This is a genomic window from Xanthomonas sp. NCPPB 4467 (genome assembly GCF_041475665.2).
Taxonomy (GTDB): Bacteria; Pseudomonadota; Gammaproteobacteria; order Xanthomonadales; family Xanthomonadaceae; genus Xanthomonas; species Xanthomonas dyei.
In genome coordinates this window covers 3,689,590-3,707,395 of record NZ_CM191260.1, presented here as the reverse complement: position 1 = coordinate 3,707,395, position 17,806 = coordinate 3,689,590, and the positions used below count along the sequence as shown (strand labels likewise).

Annotated in this window: 10 protein-coding genes; 4 read left to right on the top strand and 6 right to left on the bottom strand. The window is 62.8% G+C overall.

The features are described from left to right. Positions 1 to 77: 77 nt before the first annotated feature. From ACCQ06_RS16270 to ACCQ06_RS16250, 5 genes are all read right to left on the bottom strand, one after another. The gene (locus ACCQ06_RS16270; RefSeq protein WP_316687288.1) at positions 78 to 1,502 is read right to left on the bottom strand and encodes a 6-phospho-beta-glucosidase; all 1,425 of its coding nucleotides are present in this window, start codon (positions 1,500 to 1,502) and stop codon (positions 78 to 80) included. Beyond that, on the bottom strand, positions 1,499 to 2,422 hold the full coding sequence (locus ACCQ06_RS16265; RefSeq protein WP_316687286.1) for a carbohydrate kinase family protein: 924 nt from the start codon (positions 2,420 to 2,422) through the stop codon (positions 1,499 to 1,501). Before ACCQ06_RS16265 ends, ACCQ06_RS16270 begins: the two co-directional genes overlap by 4 nt. Next, positions 2,419 to 3,786 carry an APC family permease gene (locus ACCQ06_RS16260; protein ID WP_193552462.1) on the bottom strand — a complete coding sequence of 456 codons (1,368 nt, stop codon included), beginning with the start codon at positions 3,784 to 3,786 and terminating at the stop codon, positions 2,419 to 2,421. The genes ACCQ06_RS16265 and ACCQ06_RS16260 overlap by 4 nt, the downstream gene beginning before the upstream one ends. After that, a complete protein-coding gene (locus ACCQ06_RS16255) occupies positions 3,780 to 5,705 on the bottom strand; it encodes a beta-galactosidase (protein WP_316687282.1) in 1,926 nt (641 codons plus the stop codon). Before ACCQ06_RS16255 ends, ACCQ06_RS16260 begins: the two co-directional genes overlap by 7 nt. 69 nt (positions 5,706 to 5,774) lie before the next feature. Beyond that, the gene (locus ACCQ06_RS16250) at positions 5,775 to 8,684 is read right to left on the bottom strand and encodes a TonB-dependent receptor (RefSeq protein ID WP_316692624.1); all 2,910 of its coding nucleotides are present in this window, start codon (positions 8,682 to 8,684) and stop codon (positions 5,775 to 5,777) included. Positions 8,685 to 9,536: 852 nt separating this feature from the next. Between ACCQ06_RS16250 and ACCQ06_RS16245 the strand changes: the two genes are divergently transcribed. The 4 genes from ACCQ06_RS16245 to ACCQ06_RS16230 all read left to right on the top strand — a co-directional run bounded on the left by ACCQ06_RS16245 (position 9,537) and on the right by ACCQ06_RS16230 (position 16,159). After that, positions 9,537 to 10,178, top strand: a complete 642-nt coding sequence (locus tag ACCQ06_RS16245; RefSeq protein WP_316687280.1) for a DUF1629 domain-containing protein — start codon at positions 9,537 to 9,539, stop codon at positions 10,176 to 10,178. 35 nt (positions 10,179 to 10,213) lie between these two features. Then, positions 10,214 to 12,796 (top strand): XVIPCD domain-containing protein, encoded by a 2,583-nt coding sequence (locus ACCQ06_RS16240; protein ID WP_316687277.1) that lies wholly within the window; start codon positions 10,214 to 10,216, stop codon positions 12,794 to 12,796. Between the two features lie 318 nt (positions 12,797 to 13,114). Next, positions 13,115 to 14,656 carry a DNA cytosine methyltransferase gene (locus ACCQ06_RS16235; RefSeq protein WP_316687275.1) on the top strand — a complete coding sequence of 514 codons (1,542 nt, stop codon included), beginning with the start codon at positions 13,115 to 13,117 and terminating at the stop codon, positions 14,654 to 14,656. A gap of 400 nt (positions 14,657 to 15,056) precedes the next feature. Continuing rightward, positions 15,057 to 16,159 (top strand): IS3 family transposase gene (locus ACCQ06_RS16230; protein ID WP_316687273.1). Its coding sequence is split into 2 segments (ribosomal slippage): positions 15,057 to 15,315 and positions 15,315 to 16,159, totalling 1,104 coding nucleotides; the frame shifts between segments, so codons are not numbered across the junction. A gap of 13 nt (positions 16,160 to 16,172) precedes the next feature. Here the strand turns inward: ACCQ06_RS16230 and ACCQ06_RS16225 are convergent. Continuing rightward, positions 16,173 to 17,804 (bottom strand): hypothetical protein, encoded by a 1,632-nt coding sequence (locus tag ACCQ06_RS16225; RefSeq protein ID WP_316687271.1) that lies wholly within the window; start codon positions 17,802 to 17,804, stop codon positions 16,173 to 16,175. Between the last annotated feature and the right edge of the window lie 2 nt (positions 17,805 to 17,806).

Genomic DNA, 17,806 nt, shown 5'->3' with positions numbered 1-17,806 from the left:
TCGTGGTAGTCGTGCCCGAACAAGGCGTCCAACGTCGGCGTGGTGCCTGCCACGCCGACATCCGCAGGCCGGCTCCATCACCCGGCCGCATGCCCGCGCCAGTGCGCCGGGCCGGCGCAGTGGCCGTCGTCGTGGTCGTGCCCGAACAAGGCGTCCAGCAGGCGCTGCGATGGGCCCCACTCGCCGATCGCCGGATGGATCAGCATGGCCTTGCAGGCATCCCGATGGCTGCCGCTGAGTGCGGCGTCGATCGCGGCGTGCTCGTAGGCCTTGAACGCACGCACCAGGCCTTGCACCGCATCCGGCAGGGGCGCGGTGGGAATCGGCACGATACGGTCGCGGTCGATGTCTGCGGCGATTTCCACCACGTCGTCGTCGGCCAGCTCGGCCATTGCGCCGCGGTTGCGCACGTTGACCACGTGCCGGCCCGGGCGTGCGCCGGTCAATGCGCTCATCACGTCCACCGCGATGCGGTGATAGCCGGTGCTGGCGCGGAACGGGTCCGGCTGCGGCGCCAGATCCGGTGCGAACGCCGAGCCGGCTTCGGCTTCCAGCTTCATGTACGAGCCGGAGCGCTGCGCCAGGTAGGCGGCATAGGTCTGCACCGCGCCGGTGGTGTCGCCAGCCTCCAGGCGGCTGCGCAGGTCGGCGATCAGGCTGCGGTTGAGCCGCTCGATCTCGCCACCGCGGCTGGCCCCGCTGGCGCGCTGGTTGTCCAGGGCGCGGCGGCGTTCGTAGAAGAAATACAGGTACTCGGTGGGGATCAGCCGCAACGCGCGCAGCATCTCGACATCGAACAGCGGCGCCAGATACAGCTGACGCAGGATGGCGTCGTCGTCGAGGATGCGGTCCATGATGTCCTGCCCGCGCAAACGCACCGCGCGGATCCAGCCCAGGTGATTGAGGCCGACGTAGTCGCACTCCACATCGGCGGCCGGCTCGCCCAAGGCGCGCGCGATGTTGTGGAACAGCTCCACCGGCGTGTCGCAGATGCCGACCACCCGCGCGCGGGTATGTGCGGTGATGGCCTGGGTGATCAGCCCGGCCGGGTTGGTGAAGCTGACCAGCCATGCGTCCGGACTCAGCCGCTCGATCATGCGCGCCTGCTCGATCGCCACCGGCACCGTGCGCAGCGCCTTGGCCACGCCGCCGGGGCCGGTGGTTTCCTGGCCGGAATAACCGTGGTCGATGATGGTTTTTTCATCGGAGGCACGCTGGGCGATGCCGCCGATGCGGATGCTGTTGAGTACGAAGTGCGCGCCTTCGATGGCCGCTTCCAGCGACGTTGCGGCATGCACCTGCAGGCTGCCGCCGGATTCGGCCACGATGGCGCGGCCCATCGCCACCATCAAGGCCAGCCGCTCCTGGTCCGGGTCGTACAGCACGATCTCGCGGGCGCCGAGTGCTTCGGCGGCTTCGTTGACGCCGTACACCACCAATGGTGTGCGCACGCCGCCGCCGCCGATCAGGGTCAGCTTGCGATTGTCGACAGAACTGCTCATGGAACGTCCTCAGTGGGGGAGAAAAGGGGAGAGAGGGAAACCAGACCGTCCAGTGCGCCCAGCGCGCTGCAACACGCCGCGCCGCAGCGGCAGCCCTGTTGGGCGGCGGCGTCCAATGACCGCCCTTGCAGGGACGCGGCGATGAAGCCGGCATCGAAGGCATCGCCGGCGCCGGTGCTGTCGCGCAGCTGCACCTGGGGTGCTGCAATCAGACGCGCACCGTCGGCATCGACCACCATCGCGCCGGCAGCGCCGTGCTTGATCACCGTCTGTTGCAGGCCTTGCGCCTGTGCCCAGGCCACGCAGGCGTCGGCGCCGTCGCCGCAGCCCATCAATGCGGCTTCCTTCTGGTTGGGCAGGAACCAGGTCACCGCGCGACAGGTGGCGCGGTTGGCCGGGTCGGCGAGCCATTGCGGGCTGAAGCCGACATCCAGCGAGGTGCTGCAGCCGGCGCGCGCCAGCTGCGGCAGCAACGTGCGCGCCACCGTGGCCGGCAACGGCAGCGCGAAATGCACATGCGTGGCCGCGCACAGGGCGGCGATGGTGTCTTCCCGCAGCAGCAACGCGGGTAGCTGCGCATTGGCGCCGGCATAGGTGAAGAACGAACGGTCGTCCTGCAGCGACACGCTGGTGGTCACGCCGGTACCGCTGGGCGAGTCGATCAGCCCGTCGGCCGTAACGCCGAAGTCGCCCAGGCGCTGCACGAACAGCGCACGGTCCTGCGCGCCGATCGCACCGATCACGCGCACGCTGCAGCCCAGCTGCGCCAGCGCGCAGGCGGTGATGACGGTGCCGCCGCCGAGTTCGCGCCGGTAGTGCTGCGCGAACGCTTCTTCGCCCGGTGCCGGCCAGTGTGCGAAGCCGCTGAAGATATGGTCGAGATACACCTCGCCGACCACCGCGATCTGCACAGTGCTCATTGCAGCTGGAACGGCCATGCGCGCTCCCTCCGTGCCTGGATCAGATACACCGCACTACCCACGCACAGCGCCAACACTGCCGCGAGCAGGCGCCGTCCCGGGCTGGTGGCCAGCAGGTAGAGCCAGCCCACGACGCTGATCAGCAGCGGCCAGGGATACAGCGGCATCGCAAACGCACGCCTGCGACGCTTGCGCCGCAGCAGCACTACCGCCAGGCATTGCGCCAGAAACTGAAACAGGATCTGGATGATCATCAAGGTGGCGATCAAATCTTCCAGCGACAGCAGGCAGGCCAGTGTCGAGGTTGCGCCGACGAACAGAAGCGACACCGTAGGAAATCCACCACGCGGATGCAGCCGCGCGAATACCGCGAAGAACTGCCCGGCCGCAGCGGCCGCATACGGCACCCGCGAATAGCCCAGCAGCACCACTAGCGCCGAGCCCCATGCCGCCAGCGCGATCAGTGCCACCGCCACCGTGGCGCCGGTGGGGCCGTAGATGGTCTGCATGAAGTCGGCCATTACCGCCTTCGACTGCGCGGCCTGTTGCCACGGCAGCACGCCGAGCAGGGTGATGTTGAGGCCCAGGTACAGCAGCGCCACGATCGGGATCGAGAGCAGTACCGCGCGCGGAATCGTGCGCCGCGGCTTGCGGATTTCGCCGCCGAGCATGCACACGTTGTTGTAGCCGCCGTAGTCGTAGACCGCGATCAGCGCCACCGCGCCGAAGCCCAACCAGAACCCATGCGGCGACGCAGGGCGTGCGTGCAGAAACTCTGCCGCGATGCCGGCATCGAAATGCAGCACACCGCTGCCGATGATCCAAACGCAAGCGCCGATCACCACCGCGCTGACCAGCAGCGACAGCACCTGCACCGAGCGCACCTTGCGATACAGCAGCAGCGTGTTGAACGCGCACAGCGTCATCGCGATCGCGGTGAGCTGGGCATGGCCCAACCCCGGCATCAGGAAGGCCAGGTACTGCGCGCAGCCCACTGCCGCCGAGCCCACCGACAGCGGTGCGGTCAACAGCGTCTGCCACAGATACAGAAAGCCGAACAGCCGCCCCCAGCGTTCGCGCCCATAGGCCTCGCGCAGGTAGTGATATGGCCCGCCCGAGCGCGGAATCGCCGCGCCCAGCTCGGCCCACACCAGTCCATCGCACAGGCACAGCAGCGCACCGGCGACCCAGCCCAGCAACACCGCCGGCCCGGCCAGCGCCGACAACGCCAGCGGAATGGTGATGAACGGGCCGATGCCGATCATGTTGAGCAGGTTGGCCGACAGCGCGCTCCACACGCCGAGCGTGCGCGGCGGTGCAGCGACGGGCGTGGCTGATAGTGGCGCGATGGGGGCGGTCAACATGCGCAGCGCTCTGGGTGTGCGAGTGTCGCGACAGGGGGCGAGTTGTGTGCCGAGGTCAGCCCATCGGCGCAGTGGATGGCGGCGGGTTCCAGTTGGTGCAGATCCAGCACCAGCACTGCGTTGTTGCCCGGCTGCAGCCACGCGCCAGGGCAGAACAGACACTGCTGCGGGCCGATGTTCCAGTAACGCCCGAGCAGGCGGCCGTTGATCCATAGATAGCCTTTGCGCCACTGACCCATGTCCAGGTAGATGTCGCCGACCGTCTTCAACGCGATGTCGGCAGCGAAGAACAGGCCGGGCCGGGTGGGTGCTGCGTGCAGCGGGCGGAGCGTCGGCGCGTGGTCGCCGTCCAGCGGCAGGCCCTGCACCTGCCAATCGTGCAGCTCCTTGCCATCAAGCTGCACCGGGCCGAGCAAGCCCTTTGCATCGCCCAAGGCCGGGCCGAAATTGATATGCCCGAAGCTGTCGACCAACACCTCCAATGTGCGCTCGGTCGCGGTGGACGGCGGCAATGCCAGCTGCGGGTCGCTGTGCAGGCGTGCGTGCCGCATGCGCGACACATGCCCAAGTTCGGCACCGTCCAGCTGCACCACCGCGTAGTCGTGCACTTGCCCCAGGTGCAGGTGCGCGCCGGCCGCGATGCGGCGCCGGTACACCACCAGCCCCAGATTTTGCCGGAGCAGGGTCTGGTTGTCGGTGGGCCGCTCGGTGTGTACAGGATCGACACGCAAGTTGTCCCACAGCGCGGCCACCGGGCGGGCAATGACTGATGCAAAACGCGCGCGCGGCGGTGCAGCCGGTATCGGCGGCAGCGATGTGCCGAGATGCGTTGCGATGATCCTGCGCAGCGCCATGTAGGCGGGTGTGGCACGTCCACCTTCGTCGATGGGAGCGCTGTAGTCGTAGCTGGTCAGCGCCGGCTGGAATTGCGAGCCGTCGTCTTCGGCATTGGCACCGGCGCTCAGGCCGAAGTTGCTGCCGCCGTGCACCACGTACAGATTGAACGAGTCGCCGGCGGCCATCAGTTGCCGCAGCATCGGCGCGTAATCGCGCCGCGCAACGTCGTCGTCGCCCCAATGCGTCAACCAGCCCGGATAGCCTTCGGCCACCCAGACCGGCGCATTGCCTGCGAACTGCGTGGCGGCCTGCAGGTCTGCCATGTCCGCACCATCCAGGCCCAGCGCAGCACCAGGCAGATACGCCTTGCGGCGACGCAGATCCTTCAGACCCTCGGCCAGGGAGAATGGGCCGGCGATGCCGTGCGCGCGCCAGAGCGCGGCCAAGGCCTGCAGATAGCCCACATCGGCGCCGTGCATGTTGTATTCGTTTTCGATCTGCAGCATCAGCACCGGGCCGCCCGCGCTGGCCATCAGCGGTGCGATCCGTGGCGCCACCGCGTCGATGTAGCGCTGCACCGCCGCCATGTAGCGCGCGTCGGTGGCATCGCGCAGGCGCATGCCCGGCTCGCGCAGCAGGTACGGCGGCAGCCCGCCCAGCGTCCACTCGGCGCAGACGTACGGGCCGGGCCGTAGATACACCCACATCCCCTCCTGCTGGCATAGCCGGATGAAGGCGACGAAGTCGCGCTCGCCGGTGTCCAGATCGAACTGCCCCGGTTCGCGTTCCAGCGCGTTCCACATCAGGTACAACGCGATGGTGTTCAACCCCATCGCCTTGGCCATGCGGATGCGGTGCAGCCAATCGGCGCGCGCGATGCGCAGCGGATGCATTTCGCCGCTGCGCAATTGCCAGGGCTGCCCGTCCAGGGTGAACTGGCCGTGCGCGAATCCGAACGCATGCGCCTGCCCATCCGGTAGCGGTGCCGGCAGCGCGCTGCGCGCCGGCGATCGCAGCGCTGGTTTGGCCGCCAAGCCCAACGGGGCGAACAGGCCGAACGTGCACAAGGTCCTGCGCTTCATCGTCTCTCCAGCCGAAAGGGAAGGCGTTGCCACGCCGGCACCGGCGACACGGCGTCGTGCACCGCTGCGCTAGAACGCGTACTTCACCGTCAACAATGCCGTGCTGCCGGCATCGACGATGTCGGAGATCGCCAGATTCCTGCGGCCCACATGCGCCCAGTAGCTGTATTCCTTGGTCAGGTTGGAGATCGATACGTCCATGCTCACGCCGTTGTCGAAACGGTAGCCGGTGTGCAGATCCACGCGCCGGGTCGGGCGTGCCCACAGGTCGTTCCACGGCGCGCCTTCATGCAGGAAGTCGTAGCCGAGCAGATACGAGCTGCTGAAGTGATAGCTCAGGTTCAACGAAAAACCGCTGTGTTCGTAGAACAGTTCCAGGTTGGCCATCGCCGATGGCGCCGATTGCATGTGTTCGTTGTCGAAGCCGTCCAGCCCGAGGTCGGCGCGCGCATGTTGGCGGGTGGCATTGGCACTGATGCCCAGGCCGTCGAACGGCGCCGGCAGGTCCTGGAACTTTTGCCGCGCACTGAGTTCCACCCCGTAGATTTTGCCGTCGCCGCCATTGGTGGGCATGTGGTACAGCACCGTTCCGCTGCCGGTGGTGCTGCCGTTGGCCTGGGCCGAGCCGGCGTCGTAGATGTAGTTGCGCAGCTGCTTGTAGAAGCCGGCCAATGAAAAGAACCCACCGCGTTCGGTAGACCATTCGCCGGATAGATCCAGGTTGGTCGATTCGATCGGCTTCAGATCCGGATTGCCTTGCGTGATGGTGGTGACGCCATTGGAGATGTCGATCTGGCTGCCGCCGCCCAATTGCACGAACGCCGGGCGCGTGTAGCTGGTCCAGAGCGACGCACGGTAGGCGGTGCGCAGATTCGGCCGCCAGGTCAGGAACACGCTGGGCAGCGGTTCGTTGTAGGAGGTGCTGTTGTGGTCGAAGTAACCGACGATCTGGTTACCGTCCGCATCCACCGGGCTCACCCAGAACGTGTTGTCGATGCCGGTATGTTCGAAGCGCACGCCCGGCACGATATCCAGGTTGCCCACAGTGAAGGTGGCGGTGGCATAGGCGGCGCTGACCGCCTCGGTGCCGCGCATGGTATTGCAGTTGAAGTTGTTGACGTAGAACGCGCTGCCGCAGGTGTCCAGGTCGTCGTCGGTCAGGTGCTGCGCGATCACGCCGGCCACCGCCGCTTCGCGCGCGCGCGGTGTGTTCCAGGCGTATTTACCGGGAAAGATCGACGCATAGGTGCCGGTGAAGATGCCCAGGTCGCCCAGCGTGGTGGCGCCATCCACGCCGCCGGTATACCAGTCGCGATTGGTGTAGCGGCGGCTGCTCTTGCTGTACTTCACCCCGAACTGCACCGACCGCAGCGCGCCATCTTCAAAGTCGTAGCGAGTATCGAAACGCGCGCCGCCTTTCTTCTGGCCGGAGTAGATGTTGGTCTGCTCGCCATAGCTGCTGGCAAACAACGCCGGGATATTGTTGACCTGCGCCAGCAGTGCGGGCGTGAGCTGTGGGTACGGGAACGCACCGCCGCCGTAGCGCACGAACGTGTTGCCGGAATAGGCGTAGTTGTCCTGAGTGAACTTGTCTTGCCGCCCGTCGATTTCGACATGGTCGGGGCGGTCGTTGTCACCGAAGCTGTAGAACAGGTTGGGCATGAAGGTCCAGCCGCCTGCCGTTTTTTTTGCGCCGATCTGGAAGGTCGCCAGGTCGGCGATTTCCGGATTGGTTTCGTACCAGAAGCGCGCCGCGATGCGGCCGATGTCGGGCATGAAACCTCCCGGCGTACCGCTCGGTACGTAGCGCACATCCTGCGGTAGCAACTGGACGAAGGTGGTGCCTTGCTCGGTCTTGGCGTAGGCGTAAGTCATGCGCGCGTACAGCGACAGACTGTCGTCCACATGCCAGTCGAACGAGGCATTGCCGCCGTAACGGCGCTCCCATCCCGCGGCGATACCGACATTCATGCCGGTGCTGGTGAGGTTGTGTTGCGGATCGAAGCCGGACGCGTTGCCGCCGCTGGCATCGGTGTTCAAGTACTCCCACGAGCCATCGTTGAGCGCGCTGGTGGCGGCGGCCACTTCGCTGTTGGTGGTGGTGCGGTAGTCGTAGTAGGCGCTGGCATACACGCCGAACTGCTGCGCGTTGCCGAACTTGTGCTGGAACTCGCCGCCAAACCCGCCACCCAATCCATCGCCGCCGTAATCGCGCGCACGGCTTTCCACCCGGCCGCTACCGGTAACGCTGCCGCTGCTCACGTCCTTGAAGTCGTAGGCGGTGGGGGTGCGGAAATCCAGCGTGCCGCCGATCGCATCGCCGTCCATGTCGGCGGTGGAGGTCTTGTTGGCCACGATGGTCTGCAGGCCGGTGGGCGGCAACAAACTCAGTTGCACGCTGCGGCTATACGGCATGCCTTGCGCCACGGTGACGCCGTCGATCATGTTGACGTTGTATTCGGACGGCAGCCCACGCACCGAGGCGAACATGCCTTCGCCGCGTGCGGCGCCATCGATGCCGCCGAAGTATCCCGAGCCGGTACTGGTGATGTTGATGCCGGCGATCAGGCCTAGCGCTTCGGCCACGTTGTGCACAGCGGTGCGCTGCAGATCGTTGGCGGACAGCACATCGACGGTGTTGGCCGCATTGATCTTCAGATCGCTGGCGTCGTAGCGGTTGCTCACCACGCTGATCGCCTTCAATTGCTTGACCTCGTCCAGTGCGATGGTGACCGCAGCGGTGCCGCTGTCGCCGACCTGGATGCTGGTCTCTACCGCGCTGAAACCGGGGTAGTCCAGATTCAGTGCGTACTGCCCGGCAGGTACGTCGTGGATGACAAAGTGCCCGCCCGCATCGGCCACCGCGCTGTACGCGGTGCCGGCGATGCGTACCTTCGCATTGGCAGCCGGTTTGCCGCTGCTGCGTTCCTTGAGGGTTCCCTCCACCGTGCCCGCCAACGCAGTTGCGGCAGAGGCCATGCCGGTCACGGCCAGGATCGCCACGATCAATTGCTTACGGGTCAAACGCTCATGCTTGTGCACATGCCACCTCGCCAGATGCTGGGCCGCGTTACCAGGGGGTAACGGCCTTGCGATGCCTTGTGTCAGGGCAGACGATCTGCACGGCGGTACGCGCGCACGGCATTCAACGCCACGCGCGATGCGTGTGCGAAAGACCGAACGGGAAGTGCGCCGGAGCGTCTGCCAGCTAGAACAGCGTTGCAGGCGTCAGTGGCGTGGCGGCGAGTAGCCGGCGATACATTTGGAACGCGAGCGCATGGCGCTCAATTTGTAGTGCTTGGTCATGCGCGCTGCACCCTCGGGGCAGCGATCACGGCAACACGGATACGCGAGTGGATACGACGCTGCTGCATGCAATCCTCTCCCAGTGCGCGTGCGGTGTGGAAATGTTGTTGCTGTCCAAGTGCGTCGTGCTTGTTGCCGGTTGCCGGTTGCCAATGGCATCGGTTGCCGACCGCAGCCAGTGATAGACCTCATGCTTGAGTCTGTCAAGCAGGTGTGAAGTCTGTGCGGACATCATCGTGTTGCTTGCCGATTGCGCACCAATTCGGCTGCGCACAGCAGCGATATGGCGGTCGTGCGATGCAGCGCAACACGTGTCAATAACCCAGCAGGCGCCGGTAACGGCATCCGACTCCTGTTGCAGATCATGCGTACAAAATACTTATAAAGACATTGTTCAAGGAGGGGGTGTCAACCGTTCTAGATCCAGTCGCTATCCAGGACGGTGGGCGTCGCACGGACAAGGTTAGAGCAGTAAACTCTTGCGCAGATAAATGGGGTGGCAGCTACATGGAGGAGACCGGATACATGGAAACGAAGACGATCAACGAACCCAAGGTCGGTGAGTTCTTCCAGTTGCGTCCCGATGCCCGCCGAGGTGGAAAAGGTCACGGCGTGGTCTTCGAGAACGAGAAGGCATTGCTGTCGCCTCCGCGGCTCATCTTGAAGCCAGACGAGGGTGGGTTTCCTCCACTGCACGAGACTCCGCGCCTGGTCTATATCCCCAGCGAAGGAGGATTGCCGCAGGATCTGGAGGGTGGCTTCAGTGGCTACTGGTTGGTCTCCCAACGGCTTCGCGAGGTGATGGAGTCTGTGGACGCAGATGCCTTCGTTTTCGCTGACGCCGACTATCGCCTGGCCGATGGCTCCAAGGGGCCGATGGTCTTCCTCTGCGATGTCGTTCGCAGGTTGGATGCCTTGGACGAGGACGCCTCCGAACTCGATATCAAGATCAGCGATGACTATGAGGACGGAAAGTATTACAGCTTGGCCGGTGGGAGTCGTTTGGCTTTTAAACGGGACGTGCTTGGAGAGGCCCACGTTTTCAGGCTTCCCTTCCATGGCGGTGTTTTCTGCGATCGGGTGTTCAAGGACGCTGTTGAGGCAGCCGGGATTGGCACTGAAGGCCAATCAGACGGCCTCTGGTTCTACGACGTAGTGAACCGTTGACGCGAGCCGCAAGCCAACAGGAAGGAGCCTGAGTCATGCCGAACTATCGGACGCTTTTTCAAGATCATCACAACATCGAACAGCAGACGCTCAAGAACAGCGAGTTGCTTGCGAAGCTTCAAGAGACGGGCCGGTTCGACATTCACGCCTCAGAGAATCGCCTGTTCTTGCCCTCCGATCCGCAATTCGCTCAGGCGTTGGACATTACGCCGCACAGCGGCGGTCCTCTTGGTGCTTACCAAGATGGCGTGATTGAGCGCTTGGATGACCTCCAGGCGACTCGGGATGGTCGCGCCGCTTTGCGTGGTGACCCCGAAGCGCTGGACCGCGTCGCCCAACGCGTGGACCAATTGCGCGACACCATCAAGATCGGCTTGATCAATGGCGACTTGAACACAAACACGCCAGTGGGGCTTACGCCCTCGCAGGCGAGCGCGAAAGTCCAGAACTTTTTCCGTGACACCCCGGGCTACCACCAAACCCACGCTCAGCAAATCGACGCCCTGAAAGGTTTCACGGGAGTGGATCACGGCTGGGGAGGCGTGGCGAACTCCGAGTCCCGCATTGTCACGGCGCTCGATCAGATCCAGGTCAGCAGCACGGCCATTGCGCGTGGCGGGAATCCAACGCTTCAACGAAGTGGGCTATCGCTCGCTATTGCCAATGCCCATCACGACGGGCGCGTGGTGCTGTCAGAGCAGGGCATCCTAAAGGTTGAGCAAACTTTGGGTGAGAAAGCTGCACAGAACCTCCGTGTGCCGCGCGGACAACGCGGTGATGTCGCCATGCAGCTGTTGATGGGCGAGGCCTCTGCTCGGGGCCTGACGCGTGCGGGCGGACTTTTGACCACGGGCACGGATGCCGTCATGACCGCGCGCACGGCGTCCGCGCTGATGGAGCAGGGCAACACCACAGCGGCGCAGTCAGAAGTTCAGCACGCCATTGCCCGCAACGCAGGCGGCTGGGCTGGCGGTGCGTCCACGGCAGCGGCGCTGGGCAGCAGCGGAGGGTTCGTTCCAGCGGCCTTGGTGGTTGGTGACGCGATCCTGATGAGCAAGGCCTTCGACAAAGGCGCAGATTTGCTGGACAACCGGGCGATCTACCAACAGACCGACAAGTCGGGAACCGATTGGCAGTTCAACGGCCGGGATTGGCAGCGCCAAGGCGCTTTCGAGCGTGGTGCGGAAGGGCAAGACACGCCTAGCCAGGCACCTGTGGGTGCCAGCTACGCGAAATCCCAAGAACTGGGCGCGATGGCGAATGCCAAAGCAGCCGAGTTGGCGCTGGGTAGGACGCCGCCGCCGCAGGATCCGTTCAACCTCCCGGCCAAGCCGGGTGACCAGACAGGTCTGGACAACCAGAATTGGCAGCGCAACCCGACCACCGAGTCCTGGGAGCGCCAGGTCAAGACCAGCGTGGCGGGTGCCAACGACCAGGCTATTTACGAGCCTCAGACCGCAACTCCGGCGCAGGCGCAGCGGTTGAACCAGGAATCCCTGGCTCGCATCGAGAACAACATCTCCACCGGACGGGAGGCCATCGCCCAGGCCTACCTGGAGAACCATGCCGCCCAGCGGGGACAGGACTACGGGGTGGCGGTGCCGGAAGCAGTGGAGAGCGCCCGGGCCAAGCAGGATCAAGTGCAAGGCCATAACGGCCAGCTCTACCAGCGAAACGACGTCGGGCAATGGGCGGGCAGGGACGAGGTAGCTAGCGGCAACTTGGCAGTGGAGTTGGAACTAACCAACCAGATGCGCCAGCCCTCGCTGGAGCGCGCCCAGGAAGCCCTGTCGGCCATTGAGGCTCGCCCCGCGCCCACGCCGGCGCAGATGGAGCACAACGAGCTCCTGCATCGCTACCGGGCTGCGGGAGTGGACCTCAACGCCCAAGAGAACAACCTTCAGGCGGTGGAGCTGGCCACCCAGCGCACCAAGCAGACCGAAGGCCTTGCCGGCCCGACGATGCAGCAACTGAAGCCGAACGAGCAGGGGCAATACGGTTACGACAGTCCCATCGCCCATTACCAGACCGGACCCGATGGCGTTGCCCACCAAGTCGCGGTGACCACATCCGAAGAGTTGCGCCAGGCAAAGGCGGAGGTGGGCCAGCCCGCCATGGCGCATGTGCCGACGCTGGGCGCGGTGTCGGTGACCGCGCCGGGCCGCAGCAAGGAACAGGATGCCGAACCGACGCGGGAGAAGGTGGCGTCTGGTCCGCTGCTGGCCGACAACCCCGCGCACCCTGACCACTCCACCTACCAGCAGATCCATTCCTGGGTGCGGGGCACAGGCAACTGGAACGACGAAGAGAGCAAGAACGTCACCGCCTCGCTCTACAAGCAGCAGACCGAAGACCCGTTACTGCAACGGGTCGACAAGGTCACCGGCGGTCTGGGCAAAGACGGGGCGGAGAACGTGTTTGCCGTCTATGCGCCCTTTGGCGAAAAGGGTCCTTTTTTTCATGCCCACGTGGATGGGCGAGAGGCGTCCCAGCAGCCGGCAGAGCAGAATCTGCAACAGGCGGAGGTCATCAAGCAGGATCAGGTGCGACAGCAGCAGATGGAGCAGACCCAGCAACAGACAACGCAGCAGGAGCAAGGTCCACGGATGACCCTCTAATAGGCTTCGGCCGTCTTGCTTTTGATGATCAAGGCAGTTCGGTCGAGAAGGTCACCACGGCGTGTTCCAGGAAAATCCGGTGGTCAGGCGCGCCGGCAGATGCCCAGGCGGTGGAATCGGCGCTCCCGAATGCCTCGCGGCGGCTTGATCTGTTCGCCCCTCCCCGCTGCGGGCGATAAATTTTGCTTGGACCTGGTAAAATCAGGGCCACGCGCACCGCTGACGAGCTGCCTTGTCACTCCATAGGTCGCATCTGCAACGACGTCATGAATTGAACACGAGAAAAGAGAACTGATGTCGGGAAGCAGAGCTATTCCGGTGATCGACCTGTTCGCCGGGCCAGGGGGGCTGTGCGAAGGCTTTTCCTCCATCTTCGATAAGGCTGGTGGGCGGCGCTTTGCTGTCAAGGTCTCCGTAGAGAAAGACCCCATTGCTCACCGGACGCTTCTGTTGCGGGCGATCTTCCGCAAATTTCCGAAAGGCAAAGTTCCAAGCTGCTACTACGAATACGTCCGCGGAGAAATCACCCGGGACGAGCTCCTCTCGCACCCGGATGTGAAGGAGGCTGCTGAGCACGCTGCTCAGGAAGCGCGCTGCGCGGAGCTCGGCGTGACTCCGCCGAAGGAAATAGATGGTTGGATTCGAGAGGCCCTAGGTGATGAGACCGACTGGGTGCTTATCGGTGGACCGCCGTGCCAAGCCTACTCGCTGGCAGGGCGCTCGCGCCTGCGTAGCAAAGACCCAGAGAAGTTCGAGGCTGACGCCAAGCATTTCCTTTACACAGAGTATTTGCGGATCATTCAAGAGTTCGCTCCAGCCGTTTTCGTTATGGAAAACGTCAAGGGGATGCTCAATTCCATGAACTCCGGCAAGCGCATTTTCGAGAAAATTCTTTCTGATCTCAAAACACCGCGTGATGGACTGAGCTACGAAATCAGATCTCTCGTAGTCCAAAAAAAGGAAGGGGAATTAGAACCAAACGACTACGTAATCGAGGCCGATGATCATGGCATCCCGCAGAGTCGCCATCGGGTCATCCTGTTTGGCATCCGCTCCGACGTGGTCGACGCCACACCTGCGTTGGTCAAGGACCCCGAACGTTTCCTGCTCACAAAGGTGGGGAAGAAAGTGGGTGTGAGTGCCGCGCTTGCCGGTCTGCCAGCGCTGCGCAGCCGCCTCTCCAGAGAGCCAGACTCGCAAGAGGCCTGGATTAAAGCGTTGCGGGAGGCACCGCAGTCGCTTAAAGGATGGCACCGCCCTGTGCGTAGCGACATCGAGTCGGCTATGGAGAAATTCATTAAAAAAGCTGAGAAGCAGACGACTTTCGGCGCAAACTTCATCTCTGCGGAAGTTAGTCCAGGTGGGCACATGCCCGAGCCGTTGCAAGAGTGGTATCTGGACTCCAAGGTCGGCGGCGTTCTGCAGCACCAGACGCGCAGCCACATGCGATCTGACTTGCACCGTTACATGTTTGCGGCGTGTTTCGCTGCCACGCAAGAATACGCACCGGACCTACGCAACTTCCCGCCGAAGCTCCTCCCAGACCATTTGAACGTGGACCAGGAAACGATTCCCTTCAAGGATCGCTTCCGGGTCCAGATGGGTAAATATCCTTCGTCTACGGTGGTGGCCCACATCAAGAAGGATGGGCATTACTACATTCACCCGGATCCCGCGCAGTGTCGAAGTTTGACGGTGCGTGAGGCTGCACGCCTGCAGACCTTTCCTGACAACTACTTTTTTGAAGGGAATCGAACCGAGCAATACGGGCAGATCGGCAACGCGGTCCCGCCACTGCTTGCCAAGCAGATTGCCGAGATTATCTATGCCTTCATGTCTTCACCTCGGCGACGGCGGTAGCGCCAAGAGACACTCAGCTAATCTGCTCTTACAAAGATCCCGGTTGGGGCTGGTGTGGTGCTGGACAGTAGCCAGCGTCGAAGCTTCAGCAAGATCGCCCCTTGCAGCAATTAGCCAAATAACTTCGGGACGCCGCTCCTACAAGTCGGCCCCATCACCGCTGTCGGTTCGATTCCAAAAATCGTGAACGTGGAGTGTCGCACCGGTTACCTTTAGAGTTGCTGGCATTGGGCGATTGTTGGGCACATATTCGAGCTCTTTAAGCAGCTGTGTGTGCATATCACGCAAGGAGCGTTTTGAAGGGCCAACTTCCATGCGTGTGCGAACAAACTCGACGTCCCCCCAATTTTGAGTAGCGCCTCAGTTTGGAGTCCAATTCCCTATCCCGAGGAGATTGGACGTGAAGAAGCGTTTTTCCGAAGAGCAGATCATTGGCTTCCTGCGCGAGGCTGAAGCGGGCGTGGCCATCAAGGACCTTTGCCGGCGGCATGGCTTCAGTGAGGCCTCGTACTACCTGTGGCGCAGCAAGTTCGGCGGGATGAGCGTGCCCGATGCCAAGCGGCTCAAGGACCTTGAGGCCGAGAACACGCGACTGAAGAAGTTGCTGGCCGAGCAGTTGTTCGAGAACGACCTGATCAAGGATGCGTTGCGAAAAAAGTGGTGAGCGCACCGGCGCGTCGTGCGCTGGTGTGCGAGTGGATCGGGCGTGGTGCCAGCGAGCGTCGTGCCTTGGCGGCGATCGGCATGAGCGCCAGCGCGCTGCGCTATTGCCCACGCCAAGACCGCAACGGCGAACTGCGCGATCGCATTCTTGCGTTGGCGCATCGCCATCGCCGCTACGGTGTGGGGATGATCTATCTCAAGCTGCGACAGGAAGGACGCCTGGTGAACTACAAGCGCGTGGAGCGGCTTTATCGCGAGCAGCAGCTACAAGTCCGGCGCCGCAAGCGCAAGAGGGTACCGGTTGGCGAGCGTCAGCCGCTGCTTCGGCCGGCGCGGGCCAACCAGGTGTGGTCGATGGACTTCGTGTTCGACCGCTCCGCCGAAGGCCGGGCGATCAAGTGTCTGGTGATCGTGGACGACGCAACGCACGAAGCGGTCGCCATCGAGGTGGAGCGCGCGATCTCCGGGCACGGTGTTGCACGCGTGCTGGATCGGTTGGCAGAGAGTCGCGGCCTGCCGCAGGTGATCCGCACCGACAACGGCAAGGAGTTTTGCGGTAAGGCCATGGTCGTCTGGGCGCATGCCCGTGGCGTGCAGTTGCGGCTCATCCAGCCAGGCAAACCGAACCAGAACGCCTACGTCGAATCCTTCAACGGCCGGCTACGCGACGAATGCCTCAACGAGCACTGGTTCCCGACGTTGCTGCACGCGCGCACCGAGATCGAACGCTGGCGACGCGAATACAACGAGGACCGACCCAAGAAAGCAATTGGCGGCATGACGCCGTCCGCTTATGCCCAACATCTGGCAAACACCGATATCATCAACCCCGGACTCTAAACCCGATCGCTACTCAGGGCGGGGGGACGTCGAACTGAGGCCAGGTCGCCATCGCCAAATCTGGCATTTCAGTCTTGAATCCGTAGCCTTTTGTGCGAACAGACGACCTTGAAATTGCGAAGAGCAGAACGCTCCTGACGGCCTCGCGGCGTTTTTGTTTGAGTCGTAGTGATTGATTGAGGGCCGAGACGCCGTTCTCTTCGATCCACAATTTGACCTTGCTGGACCAGTCAATCAACTCTGCGGAGAGGTTTGATGCCTTGCTTTGGAGCTGGCGCACATCGTTGGTGGAGTAGTCCTGCCACTTCAGCTGGAAGAGCCCAACGTCGCCAGTGGCACGGTCATAAATGATTGCATCAACGTCCGTCAAAACCGCACCCGCACGACGCAGTTTGAGGTTGCCGGGAAAGCGGATATATCGCTTGCCGCCGAACATTCCGTATAACTGTGCGCGCATCCAGTCCTCACGGTGTGCAGCGACCGCGTGTTCGGTGCGTTGGTCCAACCATTGATGCTGAATTCTGGCAGCAGTGAAAGGATTTCTGGTCAGGGAAGATACTGGACGCAAAATGAATCCATTTCCCAAGTCGAAAAGTAGGGGAATCAAAGGCGTCGAGTGATCTGCGAGCCTCTTTGCGTGCTCGGATGACATTGCCAAAGTATTGAAGACCGCGTTGACGACAACTTTTGAGCTGCCGCTCATAAGTGAGATCGATTCTTCCAGGTCGGCTCTGGGTCCCCAGATTGTAAGGCTTTGGGCGACCGATACTTGGTCAAACAGCTTTTTGGCCACCGCCACACAGCCGAAGTGTTTGACATGAAGACTGATGAGCGCAGCACCTACGCCCGCGATATCGGCACCGGAAATGGAGCCTAATTTTGCTTTGACGTGGATGCCCGAATCATCCAGCCAAGGCGCGGCTAGCGCCAGGGCTTCGGCCATGTAGTGCTTGTCCACCTCTAAGCGGGCGTCGTAGGACACCATGATTCCGCGCCCAGTGTCCCAAGGCTTTACGAGCGGCTTGATGAGATCCTGGATGTCTGGCCTCAGCCAACGTTTGACCGGTGCGCCAGCGAAGGCAATGTAGTTTCCCTGCATGTTTGGGAAGCGCAAGGCGTCGCGCATTGATACTAACGACCAACCCGAGGTGGCCGATGAAAATCCGGCTTCGGCGGTCTTGAGGCGGTGCCACTCGACGGCGTCCGCTAATTGTGCCCCTGCATCGGCGCTCATACGAATTTGGAACTGATCACCATCCCTTGCGATTTCAATCATTTTTCGCTCACCCATGTCGGCAAAGCGACGCAGCAAAGAAACTTTGCCAAATTCTTGCAAGAGAACGATGGCGAATTCGCGCGATGCTTGTGTGCTCTCCATCAAGCGAAATGCCCCCGGTTGATCCAAGGACTCGAATAGTTCGGCAACAGCTCTGTTCCAGCCCCAATACATCAAATCAAAAGATTGCAGGGCCATCTCGCTGTCACAGCTTATGGATGGTGCGTGAATTGCCCAATAGTCCATCACTCGGACGACTTCAACGAACAAAGCGAACCTGTCCAGCCGATCGACTGGCAGTCTTTTAACGGTAGCTGCGAGATGGGCTTCGGCGACCTCTCGCAGAGCTTTAGCGTTCGAATGGTCCATAG

Excerpts from the sequence above, each read along its gene's own strand:
- ACCQ06_RS16270 (WP_316687288.1), bottom strand. The coding sequence starts at position 1,502 with ATGAGCAGTTCTGTCGACAATCGCAAGCTGACCCTGATCGGCGGCGGC.
- ACCQ06_RS16265 (WP_316687286.1), bottom strand. The coding sequence starts at position 2,422 with ATGAGCACTGTGCAGATCGCGGTGGTCGGCGAGGTGTATCTCGACCAT.
- ACCQ06_RS16260 (WP_193552462.1), bottom strand. The coding sequence starts at position 3,786 with ATGTTGACCGCCCCCATCGCGCCACTATCAGCCACGCCCGTCGCTGCA.
- ACCQ06_RS16255 (WP_316687282.1), bottom strand. The coding sequence starts at position 5,705 with ATGAAGCGCAGGACCTTGTGCACGTTCGGCCTGTTCGCCCCGTTGGGC.
- ACCQ06_RS16250 (WP_316692624.1), bottom strand. The coding sequence starts at position 8,684 with ATGGCCTCTGCCGCAACTGCGTTGGCGGGCACGGTGGAGGGAACCCTC.
- ACCQ06_RS16245 (WP_316687280.1), top strand. The coding sequence starts at position 9,537 with ATGGAAACGAAGACGATCAACGAACCCAAGGTCGGTGAGTTCTTCCAG.
- ACCQ06_RS16240 (WP_316687277.1), top strand. The coding sequence starts at position 10,214 with ATGCCGAACTATCGGACGCTTTTTCAAGATCATCACAACATCGAACAG.
- ACCQ06_RS16225 (WP_316687271.1), bottom strand. The coding sequence starts at position 17,804 with ATGGACCATTCGAACGCTAAAGCTCTGCGAGAGGTCGCCGAAGCCCAT.